The sequence below is a fragment of the Micromonospora sp. NPDC006431 genome (assembly GCF_042870725.1).
GTDB lineage: Bacteria > Actinomycetota > Actinomycetes > Mycobacteriales > Micromonosporaceae > Micromonospora.
Window position 1 is genome coordinate 110,867 of record NZ_JBIAHQ010000008.1, and the last position, 22,674, is coordinate 133,540.

20 protein-coding genes are annotated in these 22,674 nt (G+C 70.3%); 13 read left to right on the top strand and 7 right to left on the bottom strand.

The genetic code is table 11. The features are described from left to right. Positions 1-2: 2 nt before the first annotated feature. Positions 3-1,643, bottom strand: coding sequence for a RecQ family ATP-dependent DNA helicase (locus ACFYM6_RS16340; protein WP_387276174.1), 1,641 nt, complete (start codon positions 1,641-1,643; stop codon positions 3-5). Between the two features lie 151 nt (positions 1,644-1,794). On the opposite strand from ACFYM6_RS16340, the gene ACFYM6_RS16345 reads away from it, so the two are divergent. Both ACFYM6_RS16345 and ACFYM6_RS16350 read left to right on the top strand, forming a co-directional pair. Next, complete coding sequence (locus ACFYM6_RS16345; RefSeq protein WP_387276176.1) at positions 1,795-3,087, top strand: exo-beta-N-acetylmuramidase NamZ domain-containing protein; 1,293 nt, start codon at positions 1,795-1,797, stop codon at positions 3,085-3,087. A gap of 252 nt (positions 3,088-3,339) precedes the next feature. Next, complete coding sequence (locus ACFYM6_RS16350) at positions 3,340-3,558, top strand: hypothetical protein (protein ID WP_387276178.1); 219 nt, start codon at positions 3,340-3,342, stop codon at positions 3,556-3,558. An 81-nt stretch (positions 3,559-3,639) separates the two neighbouring features. Here ACFYM6_RS16350 and ACFYM6_RS16355 read toward each other — a convergent pair whose 3' ends face one another. Then, complete coding sequence (locus ACFYM6_RS16355; RefSeq protein ID WP_387276180.1) at positions 3,640-5,337, bottom strand: carboxylesterase/lipase family protein; 1,698 nt, start codon at positions 5,335-5,337, stop codon at positions 3,640-3,642. A gap of 105 nt (positions 5,338-5,442) precedes the next feature. Between ACFYM6_RS16355 and ACFYM6_RS16360 the strand changes: the two genes are divergently transcribed. The 3 genes from ACFYM6_RS16360 (at position 5,443) to ACFYM6_RS16370 (ending at position 8,180) form a co-directional block, all read left to right on the top strand. Then, on the top strand, positions 5,443-6,219 hold the full coding sequence (locus ACFYM6_RS16360) for an aminoglycoside adenylyltransferase domain-containing protein (protein ID WP_387276181.1): 777 nt from the start codon (positions 5,443-5,445) through the stop codon (positions 6,217-6,219). Positions 6,220-6,433: 214 nt separating this feature from the next. Then, positions 6,434-6,880 (top strand): hypothetical protein, encoded by a 447-nt coding sequence (locus ACFYM6_RS16365; RefSeq protein ID WP_387276183.1) that lies wholly within the window; start codon positions 6,434-6,436, stop codon positions 6,878-6,880. Positions 6,881-6,893: 13 nt separating this feature from the next. Further along, complete coding sequence (locus ACFYM6_RS16370) at positions 6,894-8,180, top strand: MFS transporter (RefSeq protein ID WP_387276185.1); 1,287 nt, start codon at positions 6,894-6,896, stop codon at positions 8,178-8,180. A gap of 72 nt (positions 8,181-8,252) precedes the next feature. Here ACFYM6_RS16370 and ACFYM6_RS16375 read toward each other — a convergent pair whose 3' ends face one another. After that, positions 8,253-8,627, bottom strand: coding sequence for a VOC family protein (locus ACFYM6_RS16375; protein WP_387276187.1), 375 nt, complete (start codon positions 8,625-8,627; stop codon positions 8,253-8,255). Positions 8,628-9,181: 554 nt separating this feature from the next. On the opposite strand from ACFYM6_RS16375, the gene ACFYM6_RS16380 reads away from it, so the two are divergent. The 3 genes from ACFYM6_RS16380 (at position 9,182) to ACFYM6_RS16390 (ending at position 11,321) form a co-directional block, all read left to right on the top strand. Beyond that, on the top strand, positions 9,182-9,571 hold the full coding sequence (locus ACFYM6_RS16380; protein ID WP_387276189.1) for an MmcQ/YjbR family DNA-binding protein: 390 nt from the start codon (positions 9,182-9,184) through the stop codon (positions 9,569-9,571). Between the two features lie 55 nt (positions 9,572-9,626). Further along, positions 9,627-10,070, top strand: a complete 444-nt coding sequence (locus ACFYM6_RS16385; RefSeq protein WP_387276191.1) for an MmcQ/YjbR family DNA-binding protein — start codon at positions 9,627-9,629, stop codon at positions 10,068-10,070. A gap of 225 nt (positions 10,071-10,295) precedes the next feature. Beyond that, a complete protein-coding gene (locus tag ACFYM6_RS16390; protein WP_387276193.1) occupies positions 10,296-11,321 on the top strand; it encodes an alpha/beta hydrolase in 1,026 nt (341 codons plus the stop codon). A 72-nt stretch (positions 11,322-11,393) separates the two neighbouring features. Here ACFYM6_RS16390 and ACFYM6_RS16395 read toward each other — a convergent pair whose 3' ends face one another. Next, entirely contained in the window at positions 11,394-14,036 is a 2,643-nt protein-coding gene (locus ACFYM6_RS16395; RefSeq protein ID WP_387276195.1) for a M36 family metallopeptidase, read from the bottom strand. A gap of 624 nt (positions 14,037-14,660) precedes the next feature. Between ACFYM6_RS16395 and ACFYM6_RS16400 the strand changes: the two genes are divergently transcribed. Both ACFYM6_RS16400 and ACFYM6_RS16405 read left to right on the top strand, forming a co-directional pair. Then, a complete protein-coding gene (locus ACFYM6_RS16400; RefSeq protein WP_387276197.1) occupies positions 14,661-16,376 on the top strand; it encodes an LVIVD repeat-containing protein in 1,716 nt (571 codons plus the stop codon). Between the two features lie 273 nt (positions 16,377-16,649). Beyond that, positions 16,650-17,324 (top strand): DUF305 domain-containing protein, encoded by a 675-nt coding sequence (locus ACFYM6_RS16405; protein WP_387276199.1) that lies wholly within the window; start codon positions 16,650-16,652, stop codon positions 17,322-17,324. Between the two features lie 57 nt (positions 17,325-17,381). Here ACFYM6_RS16405 and ACFYM6_RS16410 read toward each other — a convergent pair whose 3' ends face one another. Then, positions 17,382-17,864 (bottom strand): MarR family winged helix-turn-helix transcriptional regulator, encoded by a 483-nt coding sequence (locus tag ACFYM6_RS16410; RefSeq protein WP_387276201.1) that lies wholly within the window; start codon positions 17,862-17,864, stop codon positions 17,382-17,384. 80 nt (positions 17,865-17,944) lie between these two features. Here ACFYM6_RS16410 and ACFYM6_RS16415 point away from each other — a divergent pair, with 80 nt between their 5' ends. Continuing rightward, the gene (locus ACFYM6_RS16415) at positions 17,945-18,349 is read left to right on the top strand and encodes a nuclear transport factor 2 family protein (protein WP_387276203.1); all 405 of its coding nucleotides are present in this window, start codon (positions 17,945-17,947) and stop codon (positions 18,347-18,349) included. A gap of 88 nt (positions 18,350-18,437) precedes the next feature. Here the strand turns inward: ACFYM6_RS16415 and ACFYM6_RS16420 are convergent, their stop codons facing one another. Next, entirely contained in the window at positions 18,438-19,232 is a 795-nt protein-coding gene (locus ACFYM6_RS16420; RefSeq protein WP_387276205.1) for a S1 family peptidase, read from the bottom strand. 118 nt (positions 19,233-19,350) lie between these two features. On the opposite strand from ACFYM6_RS16420, the gene ACFYM6_RS16425 reads away from it, so the two are divergent. Then, a complete protein-coding gene (locus ACFYM6_RS16425; protein WP_387276207.1) occupies positions 19,351-19,617 on the top strand; it encodes a LysR substrate-binding domain-containing protein in 267 nt (88 codons plus the stop codon). Positions 19,618-19,701: 84 nt separating this feature from the next. After that, a complete protein-coding gene (locus tag ACFYM6_RS16430) occupies positions 19,702-21,090 on the top strand; it encodes an MFS transporter (protein WP_387276209.1) in 1,389 nt (462 codons plus the stop codon). On the opposite strand, the gene ACFYM6_RS16435 is transcribed toward ACFYM6_RS16430, so the two are convergent. Further along, on the bottom strand, positions 21,026-22,660 hold the full coding sequence (locus ACFYM6_RS16435) for a hypothetical protein (RefSeq protein ID WP_387276211.1): 1,635 nt from the start codon (positions 22,658-22,660) through the stop codon (positions 21,026-21,028). The two genes, ACFYM6_RS16430 and ACFYM6_RS16435, sit on opposite strands and share 65 nt — an antisense overlap. Positions 22,661-22,674 lie beyond the last annotated feature (14 nt).

Here is a 22,674-nt window from a genome sequence, read left to right on the forward strand (position 1 = left end):
CCTCAGCGGCGGCTCACCTCGAGCTCGAGCAGTCCCTGGGTCTGCACGACCGACACCGACAGAGTCTTGTAGCCGACATCGTCGAAGAGCACGGTCATGCGGTCCTTCTCGTACCCGAGCACCACGCCGGGCCCCCACTTGGCGTGCCGCACCGTGCTGTGCAGCGGGTACGGGCCGTCGTCCGGGATCACCTCTGACGTGCCGCCGGCACAGTTGTCGCAGTGCCCGCAGGGCAGGCTCAACTGCTCCCCGAAGTAGCCCAGCAGCGATTGCATCCGGCAGCCGGGAATCTCCGCGAAGCGGCGCATCATGTCGGTGCGGGAACGCTGCCCGGCCTGATAGCGGGCGTATTCGGCCAGCGCCTGCCGCGCCGCCTCATCGGGCAGAGGCGCGTACCGAGGGACGGTGAGCTGTCCCCTGGGGCCGGTAGCCACCGCGCCGACCTGCTCCAGCAGACTGAGGTGGCTGGCGAGCTTACGGGCGCCCAAGCCGGTTGCCGTCGCCAGCGCGGTGCGCGTCATCGGGCCGCCGTGCAGGGCTGCTGCGACCGCTCGTAGCTCGTGCAGGTCGGGTGCGCCGCCGGTGAAGAAGCGCTGCAGGGCGACGTCCTCAGGCCGGTAGAGCAGCAGCGCCCGGGCTGCTTCGCCGTCACGCCCTGCCCGGCCGATCTCCTGCAGGTAGCTGTCGGGTGAGTCGGGCAGCGCCACGTGTGCCACCCAACGGATGTTCTGCTTGTCGATGCCCATACCGAACGCCGAGGTGGCGACCATGATCGGCACCCGGTCGGCGAGGAAGTCCTCGTGGCGGCGGTGACGCACTCCCGCCGCCATGCCCCCGTGGTACGCCTCGGCGGGGAAACCCGCGTCGGAGAGCCGCTCGGCGAGTTCCTCGGCGGCGCGCCGGGTCGGCACGTACACGATGCCCGGCGGGTCGGCCTCCTTGAGGAGGGCGAGAAGCCTGCGCCAGCGGTAGTCCTCGCTGGGGCAGTGCGTGGCGGCCACGAAGAGGTTCGGCCGGTCCAGCCCGCCCAGAATAAGCCGCGGCTTGCGCATGCCGAGGCGCGCGGTGATGTCGTCGCGTACCGGCGGCGACGCGGTGGCGGTCAACGCCACCACCGGCGGTCGCCCCAGCTCGCGGATGAGATGGCCGATGCTCAGGTAGTCGGGGCGGAAGTCGTGTCCCCACGACGAGATGCAGTGGGCCTCGTCCACCGCCACCAGTGCCGGACGCAGCGCGCGGACCTCGGCCAGCCGCTCCGGCGAGCTGAGCTGCTCCGGCGTGATGAACAGGAAGGTCGCGGCACCCGAGCGCAGCTCCGCCAGGGCGGCGGCCTGTTTGCCGGGGCTCTCCGCGGAGCTGATCCGAACCGCGCGCAACGCCGGATCGTCGCGCTCGTTGAGGTTGCCGATCTGGTCCTGTTGCAGCGCTAGCAGCGGTGAGATCACCACGGTGGGACCGCGCAGCAGCGCCGCCGGAACCTGGTAGATGGCCGACTTTCCGCCGCCGGTGGGCAGGACGACGAGCGCGTCGCGGCCCGCCAGCAGCGCCCGCATCGCGCGTAGCTGCGCCGGGCGTAGCTTCTGCCAGCCGAAGTGCCTGCGGGCGGCGCGGCGTAGCCGCAGGGAGCGAAACATGAACATCATCGCCGGGCATGTTAGGTCGTCGATCCGCTGCGGCTGGCAGCAGGTGCACATCCGGCTACACCACGGTGGCGCAGGATTGTAGGTATCCTTCCTTGACTGACCGTGGTGCTGTAGCTAAGTTTCGATGAACTGAGCTGCTTGGAGGCACCCTATGGAGCGCAGGACCTTCCTCACCGGAGCCGGGGCGGTCGCCGGTGGCGCCCTCGCCGGGACCCTGGCCAGCGCACCCGGCAGCGCCGACCCGGGGATCCGCCGGATCGAGACGGGCCTGGACGTGCTGGTGCGCTCCGGCTTCGCGGAGCTGCGCGGGCAGCAGGTGGGAGTGATCTCCAACCCGACCGGCGTCGACTCCGCCTACCGACACCTGGTCGACCTGATGCACGCCTCAGGTCAGGTCCACGTGGTCGCCGCGTTCGGCCCGGAGCACGGCTTCCGAGGCTCGGCCCAGGCAGGCGGCAGCGAGGGCACCGGCACCGACGCGCGGACCGGTGTCACCGTCTATGACGCGTACGGCGCCTCGCAGGCCAAGTGGGAGGCCATGTTCACCCAGTCCGGGATGGACACCGTGGTGTTCGACATCCAGGATGTCGGCGCGCGCTTCTACACCTACATCTGGACCATGTACACCTCCATGCTCGCCGCGGCTCGCGTCGGCAAGCGGTACGTCGTGCTCGACCGGCCCAACCCGATCGGCGGCCGGGCATACGGCCCGATGATGACCCCCACCTACACCTCCGGTGTCGGGCTGAAGGAAATCGTCCAGCAGCACGGCATGACCGTCGGCGAACTGGCACGCTTCTTCAACGCCGAGTTCCTGCCCGCCGAGGTGGGACGGCAGGTCGACCTGCACGTGGTGCAGTGCCGGCACTGGAAGCGGAACATGCTGGCGGCCGACACCGACCTGCCCTGGGTCATGCCCAGCCCCAACATGCCCACCACGGACACGGCGCTCGTCTACCCCGGCACCTGCCTCTTCGAGGGCGTCGCGTCGATCACCGAAGGTCGCGGCACCTGCCGGCCGTTCGAACTGATCGGCGGGCTCGCCACCGACTTCGACTACCACTGGAGTGACCGCCTCAACGCCCGTGACCTGCCCGGAGTCGAGTTCCGGGAGGCATACTTCTCGCCGACCGCGGCCGGCCAGAAGCCGGCGCTGCTCAACAAGCTCTGCGCCGGCGTTGAGGTGAAGGTCGTGGACCGGGCCGCCTACGACCCGATTCGCACCGGGGTGGCGCTGCTGGTCGAGGCGCGGAAGTATCCGGCCTTCGCCTGGCGGCAGGACGCGTGGGACGCGCAACGGCCGTACTGGATCGACAAGCTCACCGGCTCGCCCCGGCTACGCACGATGATCGACGCGGGCGCTGACGTGGACGACGTGGTGGGCGCGTGGGCCGACGAGCTGGCCGCCTTCGACCGGCAGCGCCGGCCCTACCTGCTCTACTGATCGAGCCGGTCACGGTCGTCGCCCCGATTGATCGACGGGAGACAGGTCTCCACGCGGCAGCAGGGCAACCGCCATGGATGTCGCGCGCAATGACCTGGCGCAACCGCTGGCGGGCGACGTCGATGATCAGGCGTGCTACGGCGAGCGTGGCGCCTCGTGGAGCCACGGTGCGACGCGAGGGGCCGCGCACGGACCCTACACGCGGCCCAGGTCTGTCTCGGCCCGGCTGCGCTACCTGACCTCGTGTGAGAGGTGCTGCGCCGGCGGCCGGACGGCGAGTTCGAGACCGTGGCGCACGACCCGCGGCTGCTCTGGCCCGACACGATGTTCGTGGCCACGGACCGCCACCTGTACGTGACCGCCAACCAGCTGCACTGGCAGCCGAAGTACCAGCGCGGACAGGACCTGCGGCGCAAGCCGTACGCACTGTTCCGCATCCCGATCGACGCCGGACCGGTGCTGCTGTGCTGAGCCGCCCGGCCGTGGCCCGGTGCTGTCGAGCGGGTGGCGCGGGGTCGGCGAGATCGGCGCCAACCCCGCGCTTCCAGATCCTCAGCCGTACAGCGACTGCCAGAAGTCGTAGTGGTGGGCGGCTTTGGCGTCGATGGGCTCGACGGCATCCGGGCTCAGGGACAGCACATGCCGCCCGTCATACCGAGCCCAGATCGGTGCGCCCGGAGCCGTCGGGTCGCCGGTGTACGCGAATCGCGTCCAGTAGGCGATCATCTGCTCGCCCAGCGCCTGCTGGGCGACGGACAGCGGCTGGGCGTAGCCGACGGTGAACAGGTACGGCAGTTCCGCGGTGTGGAAGGCGCCGAGCGGAAAGCTGGGCGGGTTCGCCCCGACGAAGAACGGCGCGTGCCCGTCGCCGAACTCGTACACGTACGTAGGGGTGTGACGGGCCAACGCGGCAGCGGTGTCCAGGGTGGATCGGACCCAGACGGCATCGGTGAGCGCGGCGCCCAGAGCCTCGCTCGGTGACGCGTAGCTGCTGCTCGGATAGCGGGCCGTGACCTTTCCCGCGTTGCGGTGCCACTCCTGGCGGAGCTGGTCGAGGTACTGCGTGTTGGTCAGTGGGCACTCCTGCGGCCGGTCGGGCAGGGTCGGCACCCCCGGGCCGCAGTTCGCCCCGGTCACCTCCAGGCCCCACACGCGCAGCCGCTCCTCGTCCCGGTTGTAGCCGTGGATCACGGGCACCCGGTGGAACCGGCCCGTGGCCAGCGCCTCGGCCGGGTCGGTCGGCAGGATCGGGCCGCCCAGCACGGGTCCGAGGTCGGGTAGCGGCGCCGTCGCCGTCAGCAGCTCGTCGACTGGCTTTGCCCGCAGGCACGCCGCCGCGGCGGCTATGTCTGAGCAGCCGAGCGACCTTGCCAGAGCCAGCCCTTCCTGCTGCGCCACCGCCCGAGGCCGCGGCGATGACGTGGTGGCCGGGGTCCACCCTGCGGTGCACGGCCCGCTCTGCATGATCACCTTGTCGAACAGTCCCGCCGACGCCGGTGAGGCCAGGTGCGCGCAGCTGCTGAAGCTGCCAGCGGACTGCCCGAACAGGGTCACGTTGCGCGGGTCGCCACCGAAGGCCGCGGCGTTGTGGCGCACCCAGCGAAGGGCGGCCTGCTGGTCCTCCGGGCCGAAGTTGCCCGACCTGGCCGCGCCGGCGTCGAAGGCCTGATGGGCGAGGAAACCGAGTGCGCCGAGCCGGTAGTTGACGGTCACGACGACGACATCGCCGCGGGTCACCAGAGCCGTCGGGGTGTAGATGTCGCCTGCTCCGTAGGTGAGGCTGCCGCCGTGCAGCCACACCATCACCGGCAGCAGCCGGGCGCCACCGCCACGCGGTGTGGTCACGTTCAGGAACAGGCAGTCCTCTGCGGTGCTCGGCCGGCCCATCGGTATGCCGGCGGGCTGGGCGCAGGCGTTGCCCGGCTTCGTGGCGTCGCGCACCTCCGTCCACGGCGTGGGAGGCTGCGGTGAGGCCCAGCGCAGCTCGCCGACCGGCGCCGCGGCGTACGGAATCCCCTGGAAAGACCGATACCTGCCGGTGACCACGCCCCTGATCGGGCCGCTGTCTGTCACGACGACGGCGGAGGCGCCGCTGCCCGTCGTGGGGTCCGCGGTCGAGGGCGGCGCGAGCGCGACGGCAGCGGCGACCAGTGCGCTGAGGGCGGTGACCGCGATCAGCGCGCCCCGCGCCAGCCGCGATGACCGACGTCGCGCCCGAACCGGCTCAGGCGAGTGGATCATGTTCGTCATACCGTCGATCCAACCCGGCGCCGGCCGGCCGGTCAGGAGTGTCAGCACCTCAACATTGGTGGTGCCAGTACCACTGACCGCTGCGGCACCGCTACGGTCGCTTGTGTGATCGAGGAGCTGACGCAGAGGTACCTTCAGGCGGTCGACCGGGCAATGCCCGGCTACGTCCGGGGCCTGTACGTCGTCGGCTCCGCCGCGCTTGGTGCTTGGCAGTCGGGTACCAGTGACGTCGACGCGGTGATCATGACCTCCCAGCCGGCCGGCGGCGACGACCTCGCCCAGCTCGCGGCGATCCACGCCGACATGCCTCGGTCACCCCATTTCGACGGGGTCTACCTGGAGCCCGCGCTGGCGCAGTCCTGGCCGGCCGACCGGCGGGCGGTGCCGTTTGTCGTCAACGGCGAGTTCAAGACCGGCAAGCCCTGCGGGGAGCTCACGCCGGTGCTGTGGCTGACGCTGCAGCGGTACGGCATCCCGGTTCGCGGCCCGACCGTCGACGAGTTGGGGGTTCGGGTCGATCCGGAGCAGTTGCGTCGCTACAACCTGGACAACCTGCGTGAGTACTGGCAGTCGATCGTCGCGGCGTTCCCGGCGGAGCTGGCCGGCGTGGCCCCCGACGCGGTCGTGGACGCCGGGATCGTCGCCTGGTTCGTGCTCGGCCCCGCGCGCTTGCACTACACGCTCGCCCACGGTGACATCATCTCGAAGGCCGCGGCGGGCAATTACCTCGCGCAACTGCTCCCCGAATACGCCGATCTCGCGTATCGGACCGTCCGCTGGCGCGCGGGCGAAGCGGAACAGTTCACCGCCACCGACCTCGTCACCGCAGGCGACAGTGTCAACGCCGTGGCCGACGACGCGTGGCGTCGCTTCGGCAACTGACCGTTCCTATGGACTGAGCATGAGTTGCATGTGCTCAGCCGTGTGCCCCGAACGGTGATGGGCACACTGGTCTCCCGCGTTCGCTCCGTATCCGGCGGGCGCGGATCGTGCCCGCGGGTCCGGTGATACGGGGGCGGGTTCCCTCGCGCTCGGGGTTCCTGGTCCGGCCTGGGCAAGCCGATGCCTCTGCTCATCACTGCGGTGGGCAGGGGCGATGTCGTCCGTCGCCGGATCCGGTGTCCCCCAATGGGTCACCATCAACATCGTGCCGCTGTGGATGCGCTACGACCTGACGACGCTGTCGGGTTACGTGAGCAGCGCGGCGGGCAACCACCTGAACTACCCGGCCGGCGCGGCCCGTGGCAGCGCGCTCGTCGACGACTTCGACCTGCAGCTGACCGACGACACCGGGCGGGTGCTCGCCGCGTCCGACTCCGTCGAACTGGCCGACGCGATTCAGGTCCAGGTCGCCGCCGGCACGCGGCTCACGCTGCGCGCGTCCCCTACTACCAGCGCGGCTCCTACGTCGGCTACCACGACGGATACAGGCTGTTCGTCACCGGTTCCACGCCCCACCTCGCCGGCACCGACATCACCGGGGCCCACCAGCGCCCGGTCGGGGTGGTGTGATCGAGCGAGCGCGCCGTGGCACGAGGGGTGAGGAGCGAGGCCGGATGATCGTTGCCAGGAATCGTCGGTTCGGCCTGCTGTGGTGCAGCACTCTGCTGTCCAACCTGGGCAACTGGCTGATGATCGTCGCGGTGCCGGTCTACGTGTACACGATGACCGGCTCGACGATGAGCAGCGGCCTGGCCTTCGTTGCCCAGACACTCCCCGCGGTCGCCTTCGCCCCGCTGGCCGGGGTGCTGGTCGACCGGTGGGACCGCCGCCTCGTCATGGTCGGCGCGGACCTGCTGCGCATGGTCATCGTCCTGGCGCTGCTCCTGGTCGACGATCCCGGCATGCTCTGGCTGCTCTACGCGGCGATGTTCGGCGAGAGCGCCGTCGGGCACTTCTTCCAGCCCGCAGCCCGGGCCGTCGTCCCCACCATCGTGGGCCGGGGCCGGGACCTCGAGGCAGCGAACGCCTGGAATACCGTCGCGGGCGGGATCGTCCGCCTCGCCGGGGCACCTGTCGGCGGCGCGCTCTACGCGATCGTGGGCTTCGACGGGCTGGTGCTGATCGACTCCGCGACGTACCTGGTCTCCGCCGTGTTGATCTTCGGCATGGGTCGCCTGCGGGCGGACGAGCGAGACCACGAGCAGAGGGCGGTCTCGTCCTGGCTGGTCACGTTCCGGGGCCAGGTCCGGGACGGTCTGGCCTTTCTCCTCGGACACCCCGTACTATGCGCGACGCTGGTCGTCTCCAGCCTGTTCCTGCTGGCCAACGCCGCTCTGAACGTGCTCCTCGTGCCGTACGTCATCAGCGTGCTCGGCGGCGACGCCGGTGATGTCGGCGTCCTCATGGCCGCGCTGGGTGCGGGCTTCCTGGCCAGTGCGTACGCCGGGAACGTCCTGTCCCGCAGCGGGCGGCTACGGGCAGCTGTCGCCGGCTGCCTGCTGGCGATCGCCGGCTGCTTCGCCGGGCTATTCCTCATCCCCCACCTCGCCGCCGCGGTGGTGTTCATCGCGCTGGCCGGTGTGCCCGGTGGTTCGCTGCTGATGCTGGCTCAGGTGCAGGTGCAGCGGCAGACACCAGACCGGCAACTCGGCCGGGTCAGTTCGGCGTTCTCCGCGGCGGAGATGGCCGCGACGGTGGCCGGCGGCGCGATCGGCAGCATGGCCGGGCAACAGCTACCCCTCACCCTGACGGTCTGGCTGGTCATCGTCGTTCTCGCCGTCAGCGCGGTAGTGGCCGTGCGGCTACTACCGTCCCGCGTCATGACTGAGGTGGCGGATGCCAGGCAACGGGAAACGGTGGGCGGAGAGGCCGTGACCTGGCCCGAGAAAGCTGCCGGTTGAATGTTCCGGCGAAAGTTCCCGATGTGCCGCCGCCGGAGGGCGTTCGGCATTCGGCATGGTGCGGACGTTCACCTAGGTGCCGCGCTCGGCCTCGCCCCGTTCGATGCAGAACTCGTTGCCCTCAGGGTCGAGCAGAGTGACCCAGCCGCGCCCATCAGCGGTGCGGTGGTCCTCGTAGATCTTCGCCCCGAGGGCGACGACGCGCTCCACCTCCTCGTCGCGAGCCCGCTCCGTCGGCATCCAGTCGAAGTGAATCCGATTCTTCACTGTCTTGCCCTCGGGCACCCGGATGAACAGGATGCCGGGCACGGGCGAGGGCGCCTCGATGAGGACCTCGGCGTCACCCGGCTCGTCCAGGTCCGACACCGGCCACCCGGTGACGTCGCTCCAAAACGTCGCGAGGTCATACGGCTCGGCACAGTCGACGGTCACATGGCGGAGGATCATGGCGCCAACCTTAGCTGGACACGCATAGCAGGTGAGTCGGCAGCAGGCCACCATCGAGCGCAACGACACTGACCCGGCGAAAGCGCTGCTGCGGCTGCAGCTGCCCTCACGACTGGGATCCGCGGACGTATCGGGACTGGACGTGGGTCGAGTGCCGGATCGCGTTGCCGTCCACGGTTCCCGCCTCGGCGGTGCTGCACCTGCCCACCCTCCGGATAACCGGCGGGCAGGTGCGCGCCGATGTTGCATACACGCACGCCGTGCCGAAAGCCGCGCGCACCGGCCACACCGTGGCGGTCGGCGTGGACTGGGGCCTCAACACTCTCCTCAGCGCCGGAGCCCTGCGGCTACAGCCGGACGGGCGGATCACGGCGTTGGGGGCCGGTGGACAGCTCCGCGCCAAGCGAACTCCTGCACTGAGCCCCGCCTCAGCCGGGCAGCTCCCCGCATCCGCGAGCCCGCACCGCCGACGCACCACCAGGTCCCGCCTCCCCCGCCGCCCGGCCGTGCTCTCGTAAGCTGGAGCCACCCGATCCGACCGCTCCGGAGGCACCGTGGCCATCGACGAGGAAAGCCTGCTCGATGAGATCCGCCGGATCTGCGCGGCCTTCCCGAGCGTGACCGAGCGCCCCAGCCACGGCGCGCCGACCTGGTTCATCCGCGACAAGACGTCCTTCGTGATGCTGTGGGCGAACGGGCATCACCACAACGTCTTCCCCCACCTGTGGTGCGCCGCGCCGCCCGGCGCCCAACAGGAACTCATGGCCGCCAACCCGCAGGTCTACTTCCGGCCGCCCTATGTGGGGCACCGCGGCTGGATCGGGGTGCGGCTGGACCAGGACGTGGACTGGGCCGAGGTGGCGGAGGCCTGCGAGGAGGCGTACCGGGCGACCGCACCCAAGCGGCTGCTCGCCGAGCTGGGCAATCGCCCGACGACGGGCTAGCGACGCCCTTTGGCTGCGGCGGGAAGTGTCGGAGGGCGCCGTTACCGTTTCTCCCGTGACCAGCCCTGGAGACGTACCGTCCGAACTCCTCGACCGGCTGCGGCCCATCTGTCTCGCGCTGCCGGAGGCCTACGAGGAGCCGGCCTGGGTGGGAGTGCGCTGGCGCATCCGCCAGCGCACGTTCGCCCACGTGCTCACCGTCGACCCCGACCACCAGATGGCCTACGCCCGAGCGGCTGGCACCGACGAGCCCGTCTGCGTCCTGACCTTCCGGTCGCCGGTCGACGAGGTGCACGCCCTCGTCGCCCACGGCGACCCGTTCTTCAAGCCCGACTGGGGCGCCGACGTCCTCGGCATGGTCGTCGAGGAGGCGACCGACTGGGACGAGGTCGGCGAGTTGCTCACCGAGAGCTACTGCCTGCTGGCCCCCAAGAAACTGGTGGCCCAGGTGGCCATTCCGGCCGAACAGCCGGCTCCCGGCCGACCCGCTCGCGGCTGACCAAGGCGCCCGGCGATCACCCGTTCCGGGGTCGCCCGAGCGGGTCTCCCCCGGTTCTCCAGGGCCACTCGTCGCGCGAGACCGGCCGGTCACCGCTCGCGCCTGCTCCCTGACCGCTCGTCCGCGGTGAACTCCTTCGCCCCACGCCATCGACAGGCAACGATCAGGATCGGTCCGCATCGACCAGGAACGTTCGCGGACCTGTCACGGTCAGGAGGACAAGCAATGAAGAGATCATCGGCTCTCGGCATCGCCGTCGCGGTCGGGCTCGCGTTCGCCGGGCTGTCCGTGCCGGCAAACCCGGCGGTCGCGGCAGCGACACCCGGCGTCGCCGCCCCCGCCCAGCCCTCCGACGGCGCGTACGTGGCGCAGGAGACGATCGTCGGCCCGCGCCTGGTCGATCTCACGATCCAGTCGCCGGCGCTCGGCCGGGCCGCCACCGTGCGCCTGCTGACGCCGGACGGCTGGGAGCAACGGGCACGTGGGGACCACTGGCCCGTGCTCTACCTCTTGCACGGCTGCTGCGACTCGTACGTCAGCTGGACCCGCTCCACCGACGTCGCCAGCATCCCCGAGCTCAGGGACGTCCTGGTCGTCATGCCGGAAGCCGGTGCCGCCGGCTGGTACAGCGACTGGTGGAACGGTGGCCGCGGCGGCGCCCCGGCGTGGGAGACGTTCCACCTGAGCGAGGTGCGCCAGATCATCGAGCGCGGCTACGGGGCGGGCCCGAAGCGGGTGGTGGCGGGCCTGTCGATGGGCGGCTTCGGGGCGATGTCCTACGCCGCCCGCAACCCGGGCATGTTCCGGGCGGCGGCGTCCTTCAGCGGCGTCGTGCACCCGTTGCGCGACGTGTCGTCCTGGCTGCCGTTCTTCGCGCGCACCGGGCTGGACCCGTACGCGCTGTGGGGCGACCCGGTGGCGCAGCGGGACATCTGGCAGGACCACGACCCGTACTACCTCGCCAAGCGGCTGCGGCACACGGCGCTCTTCGTGGCCACCGGCGACGGCACCGCGGGCGGGCCGTTCGACGCGCCCGGGCGGACCGACGGCCTGGAGGCGCTGATCCACCAGGAGAACGTCGACTTCGTCGAGCAACTGCGCGAGCAGGGTGTGTCCGTCACGACCGACTTCTACGGTCCCGGCAGCCACAGCTGGCCGTACTGGCAGCGGGAGCTGCACCGGTCGCTCCCGATGCTGCTCGCCTCGCTGGAGACGGGGCGCGGCGTGGTGACCCACGCCCCTCAGCACTGAGGGTCGGCCTGCAACGGCCGGAGGGAGCGTTCCGATCGGAACGCTCCCTCCGGTTTCAGGGGGTGTTACCGGCTAGCTGGTGAACTTGAAGTAGGCGCGGTACTGGAATCCGTTGTCGAGGGTCAGGACGAACTCGCGGCAGGTGCCGGCCCAGGAGGGGTCGGTCTTCCACGGGTAGTTGTACTGACCGGGCGTGCTGACCGACAGCGAGGATCCGCCGGGGTTGCGGGCCGCGACCGGGGTCGGCCGCGGGGTGGTCGCCCCGCTCGGGTTGACGGTCTTGAGGGTGTCGCAGTCGACCAGCCGCGAGTACGGCGAGCCGCTGGCGAGGATGTTTAGGCCCCGGTCGGCGGCGAGCTTGAACTTCATCGGTGCCGCGTCACCGGCGACGACGGTGTTCAGCGCCGGCTGCGCCGAGCGGCCGACGAAGTCACCGCGGCAGGACGGGTGGGTGTCGAACGCCTCGGTGTTGTCGTCCCGGGCGGTGGTGCCCTGCACCGCGCTGTAGCCGAGGCCACGGCGGGCGAAGGAGCCCCAGAGGATGCAGGCGTTCTCCCCGCCGGTGAGGGCGGCGTCGGCGGCGATGATCGCGTTACGGCCGGTCACGAAGCCCGGGCCGCAGCCCTGGAGCTTCAGCCCGTCGATGACCAGCTGCAGCGCCAGGTTGTTACCGCCGGTGTTCCACCCGTCGTAGATGTTCGGGTTGAAGCCGTGGCGGTCGATCAGGTTCCAGGTCATGTCCCACAGGACGGAGGTCCAGCCGTGGCCGATGCCGTGCGGCGCGGCGAGGGAGGTGCCGTTGAGCCAGCCGCCGGTCTTGATGCTGTCGTAGGTGAACGGCTGGATGTCCATGTTCCGTGAGTACGGCCGCGGCCGGATGCCGCCGCCGTGCCGGTCGTCCTGGAACAGCACGTACGGGCCCATGCCGCGCTGCCCGTCGGCCGTGTCGAACTTCGGGTCGAGCAGCATGGTGAGCGCGACGTAGTCGCTCCAGCCCTCGCCCATCTGCTCGTTGCCGCTGAGGCAGTTGACGGTCGGGCCACCGGTGAGCCGGTTGGAGATGCCGTGGGTGTACTCGTGGATGATGACACCGGCGTCGAGGTCGCCGTCCCGGATGCCCGGGTGGTTCGGGTGCATACGCACCGAACCGGTGGCGGTGCCGGCGGCGATGGCGGCCTTGATGGTGGCGCCGTCGGCCTGGGTCACGGCGACCGCCGGGATGGTGACGGGCGCGGTCGTCATGGCGCCGGTGAGCACCGGCGCGGTACCCGTCGCGTTGTGGGCGACGACGAGCGCCTTGGCTCCGGCGGCCTGGGCGACCTGGGCGCGCTGGAGGTAGGTGCAGGCGGTGGTGCCGCCGTCGACCACGCTGATCCAGCCGCCGGAGGGCAGCGTGGCGGGGTACGCCGCGGCGGTGCAGCCGGTGCCGGCGTAGACGAGCTGGTGCCCGGCCAGGCCGGCCTTGGTGGGTGCCGGCGTGAACCGCGACCACGACGCGTCGAACGAGCCCACGCCGTCCACGACGACCTGGTTGGGGCTGCCGAACTGGGTGCCCGGCCACAGGTACATCTGCATCCGGGGGGTGCCGCCGTCCATGCCCGGGGTGGAGAAGTTGGCGTTGTTGGTGCCGCCGCCGTCGGCCGCCTCGGCGCGGACGTAGTCGCCGCCGGTGCCGCCCCGGCCGTAGTTGTTGGCCTGGAAGTTCCCCGCCGCCTCGTCGAAGCCGTAGCGGTGGGAGATGTCGTGGACGATGTTGTTCCAGTAGAAGAGGTTGGCGGTGGCCGCGTCCCGGTAGTTCTGCGCGTGCTCGCCCAGGTCCATCGGGAAGTCGAAGGTCAGGTTCGCCCCGCCGTCCGGGCTGCTGCCGACGTCCGGCGCGTTGTTGTTGTCCTGGTCCTGGTAGGCGTGGACGTTGTTGCCCTGGGTGGTGGTGTGCTCGGCGCCAGCGGCGCCGTTGGTGTCGTGCCAGCCGTGCGGGGATGCGTCCGCGTCCGCCGGGTTGGTCACCAGGGTCCGCGGGCCGTCGTTCGGGCTCTCCTTCGGGGCGTTGAACACCCGGTAGCTCGACCCGTCCTGGACGGGGTTCGGCGAGCTGGGGTTCGCGGCGCTGAGCGGCGGCGCCGACGTCGCGGTGCGGCCCAGGTTGCTGGCGATCTCCGCGGTGTTCTCGTGGGTGGTCCAGTCGTCGGCGTTGAGCAGTTTGCCGGTCTGGGCGTCGACGCTGGCGTTCCACAGGTGGGTGTCGGAGGAGTCGTCGATGACGAGTTGCCAGGCCAGGCGCAGCCCGTCGTCGGTCGGCTGCCAGCCGAGCTTGGCTGGGATGGGCTGGTCGGAGATGCCGCTGCCGGACACGACGGTGCGCTTGGCCGCGCCATCGCTGCGGCTCATCACCTTCGGGTTGGCCGGGTCGGCCAGATCGAGGCCGTCGGCGGCGGCCTGCACGGCCTCGACCGCGTCCAGGGAGGGGGCGCCGGAGGCCTTTTCCGACAGGCCGGACACCAGAGTGCCGGCGCCACCGACGAAGATGACACTGCCGTCCCGGGCGATGCTCACCGTCGTCACGGCCCCGAACACGTCGAGGTCCTTGTGCCGCTGGGCCAGGTTGACGTGGGTGACCCCGTTGTGGGGGCTGGTGGAGCTGGACGCCACCGCGAGGTCGGACAGGTCTCCGGCGGCGACACCGAAGTCGCCGGGATGAGCCCGCAGATAGGACATGGCGATGTCCTTCGCCGCGCCTTCGTTCGGGCCGGTCAGGAAGATCGGATTCTTCGGACCAGGCCCATCGGGCTCAGCCCAAGCCGGTCCCGCGGTCAACGACGTCGTAGCCGCGACCAGGGTCGTGGACAGCAACAACGCGGCGTTGCGACGACCACGGGACGGACGCCAATGCAGAGGCACCGTTGCTCCTTTCGGGGGTTGGAAAAGACAGCACGGAGCGCCGATCCACCACCGCCACCGGGCGGCCCGCCACGCCTATCCGCGGCGCTCGCCCGGCGTTCACGTTCAGTAACCAGACCCGTGCGAGGTGAATTGCATCGACGCTACGGTGCCCTTTACGGCCGATCATCCGACGAGTGGCGAAATATTGGACCGGCAGGTCCTACGCCTGTCGTGACCTGCAGGATCACGCGAAGGTAAAGACTCAAAGTCGTGGGCGCAAATATGCCCATACCTCGCGCGGGCTCCTTGACCAACGACTGATCGACGGTACGGTCCTTACTCACACGACGCGTCCTCCCAGCATTTGGACGTCGCGCGTCAGGTCCTTCGATCGGAAGGCGGCACATGACACACCAACCAACTACTAGATCACGCAGAGGCCGGCAGGCGCTCGGCCTCATGGCCGCGGGGCTGCTCATGGCCGCCTCGGTGCCCGGCACGGCGTCGGCTGCGGAGCCCGATCCGCGCGTCGGCCTCGGCGCCGGCTGGCTCGACGCGCAGTCGGCGATCAGCAACCTGGAGCACGTCGCGCACCGCGACAAGCCGGCGGGCTTCGTCGACCCGGCGAACCCGGGTAACGGCGGGTTCTACAACTCGGACCTCGCCTTCAGCGGCAAGTACGCGTTGTCGGGCAACTACAACGGATTCAACATCATCGACGTCTCCAAGCCCACCGACCCGACCGTGGTCACCAGCGTGGTGTGCCCCGGCGGGCAGGGCGACCTCTCCGCCTACGGCAACCTGGTCTTCATGTCGGTGGAGGAGTCGCGCGGGCGGGTCGACTGTGGCACCAACGCCAGCGTCGGCACCCGGTTCCAGGGCGTCCGGATCTTCGACATCAGCGACGTGCGCAACCCGGTGCAGGTCGCGGGCGTCCAGCTCTGCCGCGGCTCGCACACGCACACCGTGGTGACCGACCCCAAGGACCCCAACAACATCTACATCTACGTCTCCGGCACCGCCTCGGTGCGTCCGGCGACGACGATGGAGGGCTGCAACAACAACGCCGCGGACGGTGAGAACCCGTCGCGGTGGCGGATCGACGTCATCAAGGTGCCGCTCGCGGCGCCTCAGCAGGCCGCCGTCGTGAACCAGCCGCGGCTGTTCCAGGACCCGCAGACGGGCCGGATCGACGGCCTGCAGAACGGTCCGCAGACGCCTCGGCACCCGTCCGGCAGCACCTGGTCGCCGTCGCCGAACACCAACGCCTGCCACGACATCACCGCGTACCCGGAGATCGGGCTGGCCGCCGGCGCCTGCCAGGGCAACGGCATCCTGATCGACATCTCGGACCCGGCGAACCCCCGCCGGATCGATGAGGTGTCCGACCCGAACTTCGCGTACTGGCACTCGGCGACGTTCAACAACGACGGCACCAAGGTGATCTTCACCGACGAGTGGGGTGGCGGTAGCGGCGCCCGCTGCCGCGACACCGACCTGCCGGAGTGGGGCGCCAACGCCATCTTCGACATCGTCGACAAGAAGATGAAGTTCGCCAGCTACTACAAGCTGCCGGTTCCGCAGACGCTGCAGGAGAACTGCGTCGCGCACAACGGGTCGCTGATCCCGGTGCCGGGTCGCGACATCATGATGCAGGCCTGGTACCAGGGCGGCATCTCGGTGTTCGACTTCACCGACTCGAAGAACCCGCACGAGATCGCGTTCTTCGACCGGGGTCCGGTCAACCCGAACTCGCTCGTGCTCGGTGGGTTCTGGTCGGCGTACTGGTACAACGGCAACCTCTACGGCAACGAGATCGCCCGTGGCTTCGACGCGTTCAAGCTGACCCCCAGCCAGCACCTGTCGAAGGCGGAGATCCAGGCGGCCTCCGAGGTGCAGCTCGGCCAGTTCAACGCCCAGGGCCAGCCGAAGGTCAGCTGGACGCCGAGCTTCGCGGTCGCCCGCGCGCACTACGACCAGCTCGTCCGTGCCGAGGCCCTCGGTCACCCGCTGAAGTCCCAGGTCGACATGTTCCTCCAGCGGGCCGAGCGGTTCTCCGCCAACGGCCAGCGGGACGCCGCGGTGTCCCAGCTGCAGGAGATCGCCGGCAAGCTGACCGCTTCGGACCAGCAGAAGCTGAAGCAGGCGATCCTGGACCTGGCGGGCTCGCTCTGACCGGTCCCTGACCGAAGGGCACCTCGACTCGAAGCCTTCGAGCCGAGGTGCCCTTCACCGGTCGTGCATCGACGGCACGCTGGAGGCGCACACCAGCCATCCCAGCTCCGATGCCTCGACCCACCCCCGGCCGTGGAAGGCGCCTCCCAGCATCACTCGCAATGATCGGCCCTCGGTACAGGTAGCCGTTTCGTGATCTGGTGAGGGCGACCGACATGAGGCACCATGGCCTTCACTTATGCGCAGCTCAACCCCCGGATTGGTACGTGAATCATGCACCTCTCTCGCCGCGTGGTCATCTCCGCCGTGATCGCCACGGTCGTCGTCGGCTCGGGGGTGGGTGTCGCCCTCTGGGCGAACGGCGATGATCCGGGGTACCGCCCGCCGAGCGCGCACGTGGTGCAGCCGGGGGCACCGGGCCAACCGGGCAAGTCGCTGTCCGGGATCGACCTGTCGCAGGTCTCGCCGCCGGGATTCACCGCGGCGGACAGCCTCTTCATCCAGGGGATGATCCCGCACCACGCACAGGCCCTGGAGATGACCGCCCTCCTGCGGGGACGCACCACCAACCCGGACGTGACCCTGCTCGCCAAGCGGATCGACGTGTCGCAGCAGGACGAGATCGCGCGGATGCAGCGGTGGCTTACGGAGCGGAACGTGCCGACCACGGGGCCGAACGGAGGCCACGCCGGACACGACAAGCTCATGCCGGGGATGCTCACCGCCGAGCAGCTCGACCAGCTCAAGCAGGCGCGCGGCGCGGAGTTCGACCGGCTCTTCCTCACCTTCATGATCCGCCACCACCAGGGCGCGTTGGCGATGGTGGAGGAGCTCTACGCGACCGGCGGTGGGCTCGAACCGGCGAGCGACCAGTTCGCCCGTGAGGTCAACGCCGACCAGAGCATCGAGATCCAGCGGATGCAGGAGATGCTGGCCAAAATGGGCTGATATCCCTGCGACCTGGCTGGCGGGCATCCGCCGGCTGCCCCCGGTCGCCACCCGACGTCAGGACCTGTCGGGAGGTCGGTCCTCAACTGACCTCGAGCTCGGGACTCCGCCGTGGTGCTCGAGCACCTTTCCGAGCAACGCGACCAGGGTCCGCCGTTCGGCGACCGACAGCGGGGCGAGAAGCTCGTCCTGCGCCGTGTCGAGCGCGCGGTCCAGCCGGTGAAGCTGTTGGATGCCCGCCCTGGTGATCGTGACGGTGTTGCGTCGCCGGTCCGCCGGGTCTGCGCTGCGTTCGACGAAGCCCTCCCTCGCCAGCTCCGTCACGGCCGCGACGACGTCGCTGCGGTCCATGCGGCCGCGCCGCCCCAACTCCGCCTGGCTCGCCGGACCGAACTCCCGTAACGCCGCGAGCACCCGGTAGTGGTAACCCCGCGCGGCGGAGGTGGCGAACGCCTCGGAAACGAGCCGCCGGGCGTGTACGGCGGTCTGACTGATCAACCAGCTCGCCTTGGTGGCGAGACGACTCGGCGCTGATTCCACGGGTGACCATGGTAACGGAAACGTTGGCCGCGCCAACGTTTCGGCTTATCGTTGGTGTCGCCAACGATAAGGAGGACGAGATGTCATCTGTGGCCGACCGCGCCGAGATCGCCGAACTGGTCGCCCGGCTCGCGCGGGCACTCGACGAGCGGCGCTTCGACGACCTACGGACCGTCTACGCCCCGGACGCCGAGACCAGCAGCCCGCGCGGCGACCTGCGCGGCGTCGACGAGATCGTCGACGTCGTGCGGCGAACCAGCCCGGAGCAGGAGTCGACCCAGCACCTCAACACCGACGTGGTGGTCGACCTCGACGGCGACCGCGCCGGCGTCAGCACCCATCAGCTCGTGTACTTCTTCCACCAGGGCGAGGCGCCGCACCGGACAGCCGGCGTCCGAGCCCGTTACGCCGCCGTACGGACACCGGCCGGCTGGCGCTTCGCGCACGCAGAGATCTCCCCACTCTGGCAACGCGCCTCGGGATAGCCACCCTGCCGCCTGCCGACCGGTTCAACGCGCCGAAAGACGGCGGCCCGGCTGGTCACCAGCCGGGCCGCCCGATCGGGTCGTACGGTCAACCGCCGAGGCTCGCGGCGGCCGAGGCGATCGCCGAGGCGAAGTAGCTCACCTGGGTGTAGACGCCCGGGTAGTTGGGCCGGGCGCAGCCGTTGCCCCAGCTGACGATGCCGACCTGGATCCAGGCGTTGCTGGCGTCGCGGCGGAACATCGGGCCGCCCGAGTCGCCCTGACAGGTGTCCACGCCGCCGCTGGCATAGCCGGCGCAGATCTCCTCGGCGGTGATGATCTGACCGCCGTAGTAGGAGTTGCAGGTGGAGTCGCTGACGAATGGGACGGTCGCCTTGAGCAGGTACCGCTGCTGCGGGCCACCCTCGTACGGAGCGCCCCAGCCGGCGACCGTGAAGGTGCCGTTGTCGTACGCGGTGGTGTTGGCGATCTTCAGCGTGCTCAGCCCGGTGACCGGCGTGGCCAGTCGGATCAGGGCCCAGTCCTTACCGTTGCCGTTGTATCCCGGGGCGCGGTAGACGTAGTTCGACTTCACGGTGATCCGGCTGGGTGACTGGAGGTCGACCACGCCGAGGGTCGCGGTGATGCTGGTGTTGGTGCCCGTGGCACCGACGCAGTGCGCGGCGGTGAGCACCAGCCGCGGGCTGTACAGGGCGCCGCCGCAGCCCATCGAGAGCCGCACCATGAACGGGAACTCGCCCTGGGCGGCCCGGGTGCCGCCGACGACGTACGGCGAGACGGTGCCGTCGGACGCGGCGGCGGGTGCCGCGAGAGTGAGGCTGCCTGCGGTCACCGCGGCGAGCGCGGCGGCCAGCAGGCCGGTGAGGGTGCGCCAGCGAACCATGTGTTCCTCCGCATCAGGACTGGCACGCCTCGTGAGCGCACCTGATTCGAGATTGCGAACATCATATTGAAATCAATGGATGAGTCGCGACATACCCTCTGGGTCGTATCCGCGCGTTATGGAACCGGATCCGCCCCGGCGCCGTCCGATCGACGGGTCAGGCACCGGCTGCGACGGCCACCCCGAGGCACAACAACGCCCGGCATTGACCGCCCTACGGCACCAGCATCCCGACGCCGAGCTGTCAATCGTGGAGATCACCTCCGAGCGCGGCATCCACCTCGTCGAAGCCGGAGACCTCGACGTCGCCGTCATTTCCAGCTACCAGACCGACCTCACGCCGCCGCCAACCGTCCGCGCGCACCGGCTCCCGGTGGCCGACTGATCCGCGCCGGCCTCCGGGCACACGGCCTTCTGCCCACGGCCGATTTCGTTGGCACGAGGGCCCTGCATCGGGTCAGGTAGCGACATGCCGCCCGACACCGTGCCGCCCCGGCTCCTCCGGTCCTCGCCGTACTGGCCGGTGCTCAGCCATCCCCTGCTGCGACGCGTCCTGCCCGGACTGGCGGTGTCCGCCCTCGGCGACGGCATGTCATTAATCGCGGTGACCTGGTTGGCGATCCAGCTCGCGCCGCACGGGCAGCGCGGGACCTGGGTAGCGGTCGCGGTGGCGGCCTACACCCTGCCCAGCGCGGCCGGAACCGTGATCTTCGGCCGGCTGCTGAGCGGCCGAAACGGTGCCCAGCTCGCCGGCTGGGACGCGATCCTGCGCGCCGCCGCACTGGCGGCCATCCCCGCCGCCCACCTGTTCGGGGTGCTCAGCATCGGGTGGTACGTGATGCTGCTCGCCGCGTCGTCGCTGCTGCACTCGTGGGGCTCCGCCGGGCGCTTCACCCTGATCGCCGAACTGCTCCCCCGGCGGCACCACCTGCCCGCCAACGCGGTGCTCTCGATCATCGGCCAGGTCGCCACCATCGCCGGGCCGCCACTGGCGGCCATCCTCATCAGCTGGGCGGGCCCGGTGTGGGTCATCGCCATCGACGCGGTCAGCTTCGCCGTCCTGGCCCTCACGTACCGCCTCGCGATTCCGGCCACCGGCAGAACACGGCCGGCCGACGATGGTTTCTCGCGCACCGCCGGCTTCGCCGTCATCCGGCACGACCGGGCGCTGCTCGGCCTGCTGGCCCTGACCTTCGGGTTCTTCTTCCTCTTCGGGCCGTTCTACGTCGCCATGCCGATCCATGTCGTCGAGGATCTGCACGCCGCCGCACCGACGCTCGGGATCTACTACACCGCGTTCGGGGTCGGTGCCCTCGTCGGCGGCCTCGCCACCGGATACCTGCACCGCTGGTCGTTGTGGCCCACCACGGTCGGCATCGTCATCGGCTTCGGCGCCGCCATGCTGCCGCTGGGCCTGAACACGCCGATCGGCCTGTCGCTTCCGGCCTTCGCCCTCGCCGGTCTGGTCTGGGCTCCGTACCGGTCCACGTCGATGGCGCTGTTCCAGCGCAGCACCACCACGACCACGCTCCCTCAGGTCCTGGCGGCCAACGGCGCCGTCACCGTCCTGGCGGTGCCGCTGGGCACCATGCTCGGCGGCCCGCTGACGACCGCCGTCGGAGCCCGGCAGGCACTGCTCCTGTGCGCCGTGGCGACCATCGTCCTCGGCCTCGTCGCCGCGGGGCTCACCATCCGGGCCCGCAAACCGCGCCCATCTGGCGGCGATCCGCCGTCGGCAGGCCCCGGGGGTGGCGCCGCTCGTGACGGCGGCGCCACCCGGGGAGCGGGGACCGCTACCGGGCCCAGCCGTAACTGCCCCGACGCTCGGCGGGGATGCCGTGGCGTGGTTCGTCCTTGAGGATCCACACCGGATTCGAGAAGCCGATCACGTCGCCCTCGGCGTTCCTGACCTCCACCCGCAGGTAACAGCCGGTCCGGGTCGGAAGCACCAGATGCGCCCGTCCCTCATTCGGGTCGACGGTGATCTGCCGAGAGGTGGTGGCGGGAGCGGGGTCGGCCAGGCCGGCAAAGTCGACCTCGCCGGTGACGAGGTGCACCGTTGCCGCGTCGGGAAGCTGCGTGACCGAGATCGTCACCGGTGCCTGGGCGGCCGGTGTCACCAGCACGCCGCCCATCGGGACGGTGCTGCGGACCAGGATGTCCAGCTGGCCGCGCCACTGTTGGGGATCCCAGAACCAGGCACGCCCGGCGCGCAGGCCCGCGAACAGGTCGGCCTCGTCGGTGGAGTCGGCCCACACCGAGGTGATCCAACGCTGCTTCTGGTTGACCCAGTCCGAGCCGCCGTGATCGTCGCTGACGCCGGTCGCGGTCACGAACACCGCGTTGCGCGCCGCCGCGTCGTACGCGAAGACGGACTCCCCGAAGTCTTCCTTGCTGCCCACCTCGATCAGGTCGGCGCCGAGCGCGTTCGTCTCGATGAGCAGGCGGGCGAGTTCCGGCCCTGACGGGGCGTCCTCGAGCGGGTGGTTGAAGGCCACCAGGCCCTTGTTCGCGTGGACGAAGTCGACCATGGCCAGGGCGGCTTCGACCTTGGTGACCTTGTTCGGCGGTGCGTCCCCGTAGTCGGGGAGGGTGAAGTTCCCGCCGAAGGCGTTCAGGTGGCGCACCAGCGAGATCTCGGTCCCGTGGAACTGGCGGACGGCGGGGTAACGGCGCTCGTACTCGCGCATCATCTCGTCCTGCAGCACCACCGACTCGTCACCGTCGCGGCGGGTGCGCAGGAAGCGCAGCCGGTCGACCACGCCCGAGGCGAGGGCCCCGTTCCGCGATCGGATGCCGACGCGCAGCCGGTGGATGCCGCTGTCGGCGGCGACGACGTCGGGCCACAGCGCGGCGACGTCGGACTCCAGGTCGAGGCGGAGCCGCTGCCACGTACCGGCCGTGACCGCCAGGCCGACGACGCCGAGCAGGCCGCCGTTCTCGGTCCACCGCCCCGCCGCCTGGCCGATGCGGTACTCAAGGGTGTAGCGCCCCGCCCGGCGCCCCGCCGTGGCCGGCCGGTAGGAGGAGAGCACCCTGACCAGCAGTTCGGCGTCCGGACCGAGGTTCTCGGCGAGGACGTCGAGCTCAAGAATGGTGGCCGCCAGGCTGGTGGTGTACGTGCTGTTCCAGGCGACGCCCTCGTAGAGCAGGGCTCCCCACGCGGGCTCCGGAGCCTGCGCCTGAAGGCGCATGGCCTTCCCGGGCTCGTCCGGCGAATGCGGTTCGTTGACGAAGGTGCCCACGGCCAGGTCGGGCTTGCCTTCGACAATCTTGTTCCACGTCCACGAGCGCCCGTTCTCCGGCTCGCTGAGGCCCTCGAAGCGGACGGCCTGGCGGTAGCCGTGTGCCTGCATCCGGAAGTCGTGGTCCGTCCACCAGATGACGTCGACGCCGTGCTCGGTCGCCTGCTGGAGGTGGGCATCCATGCTCGCCGTTCCCT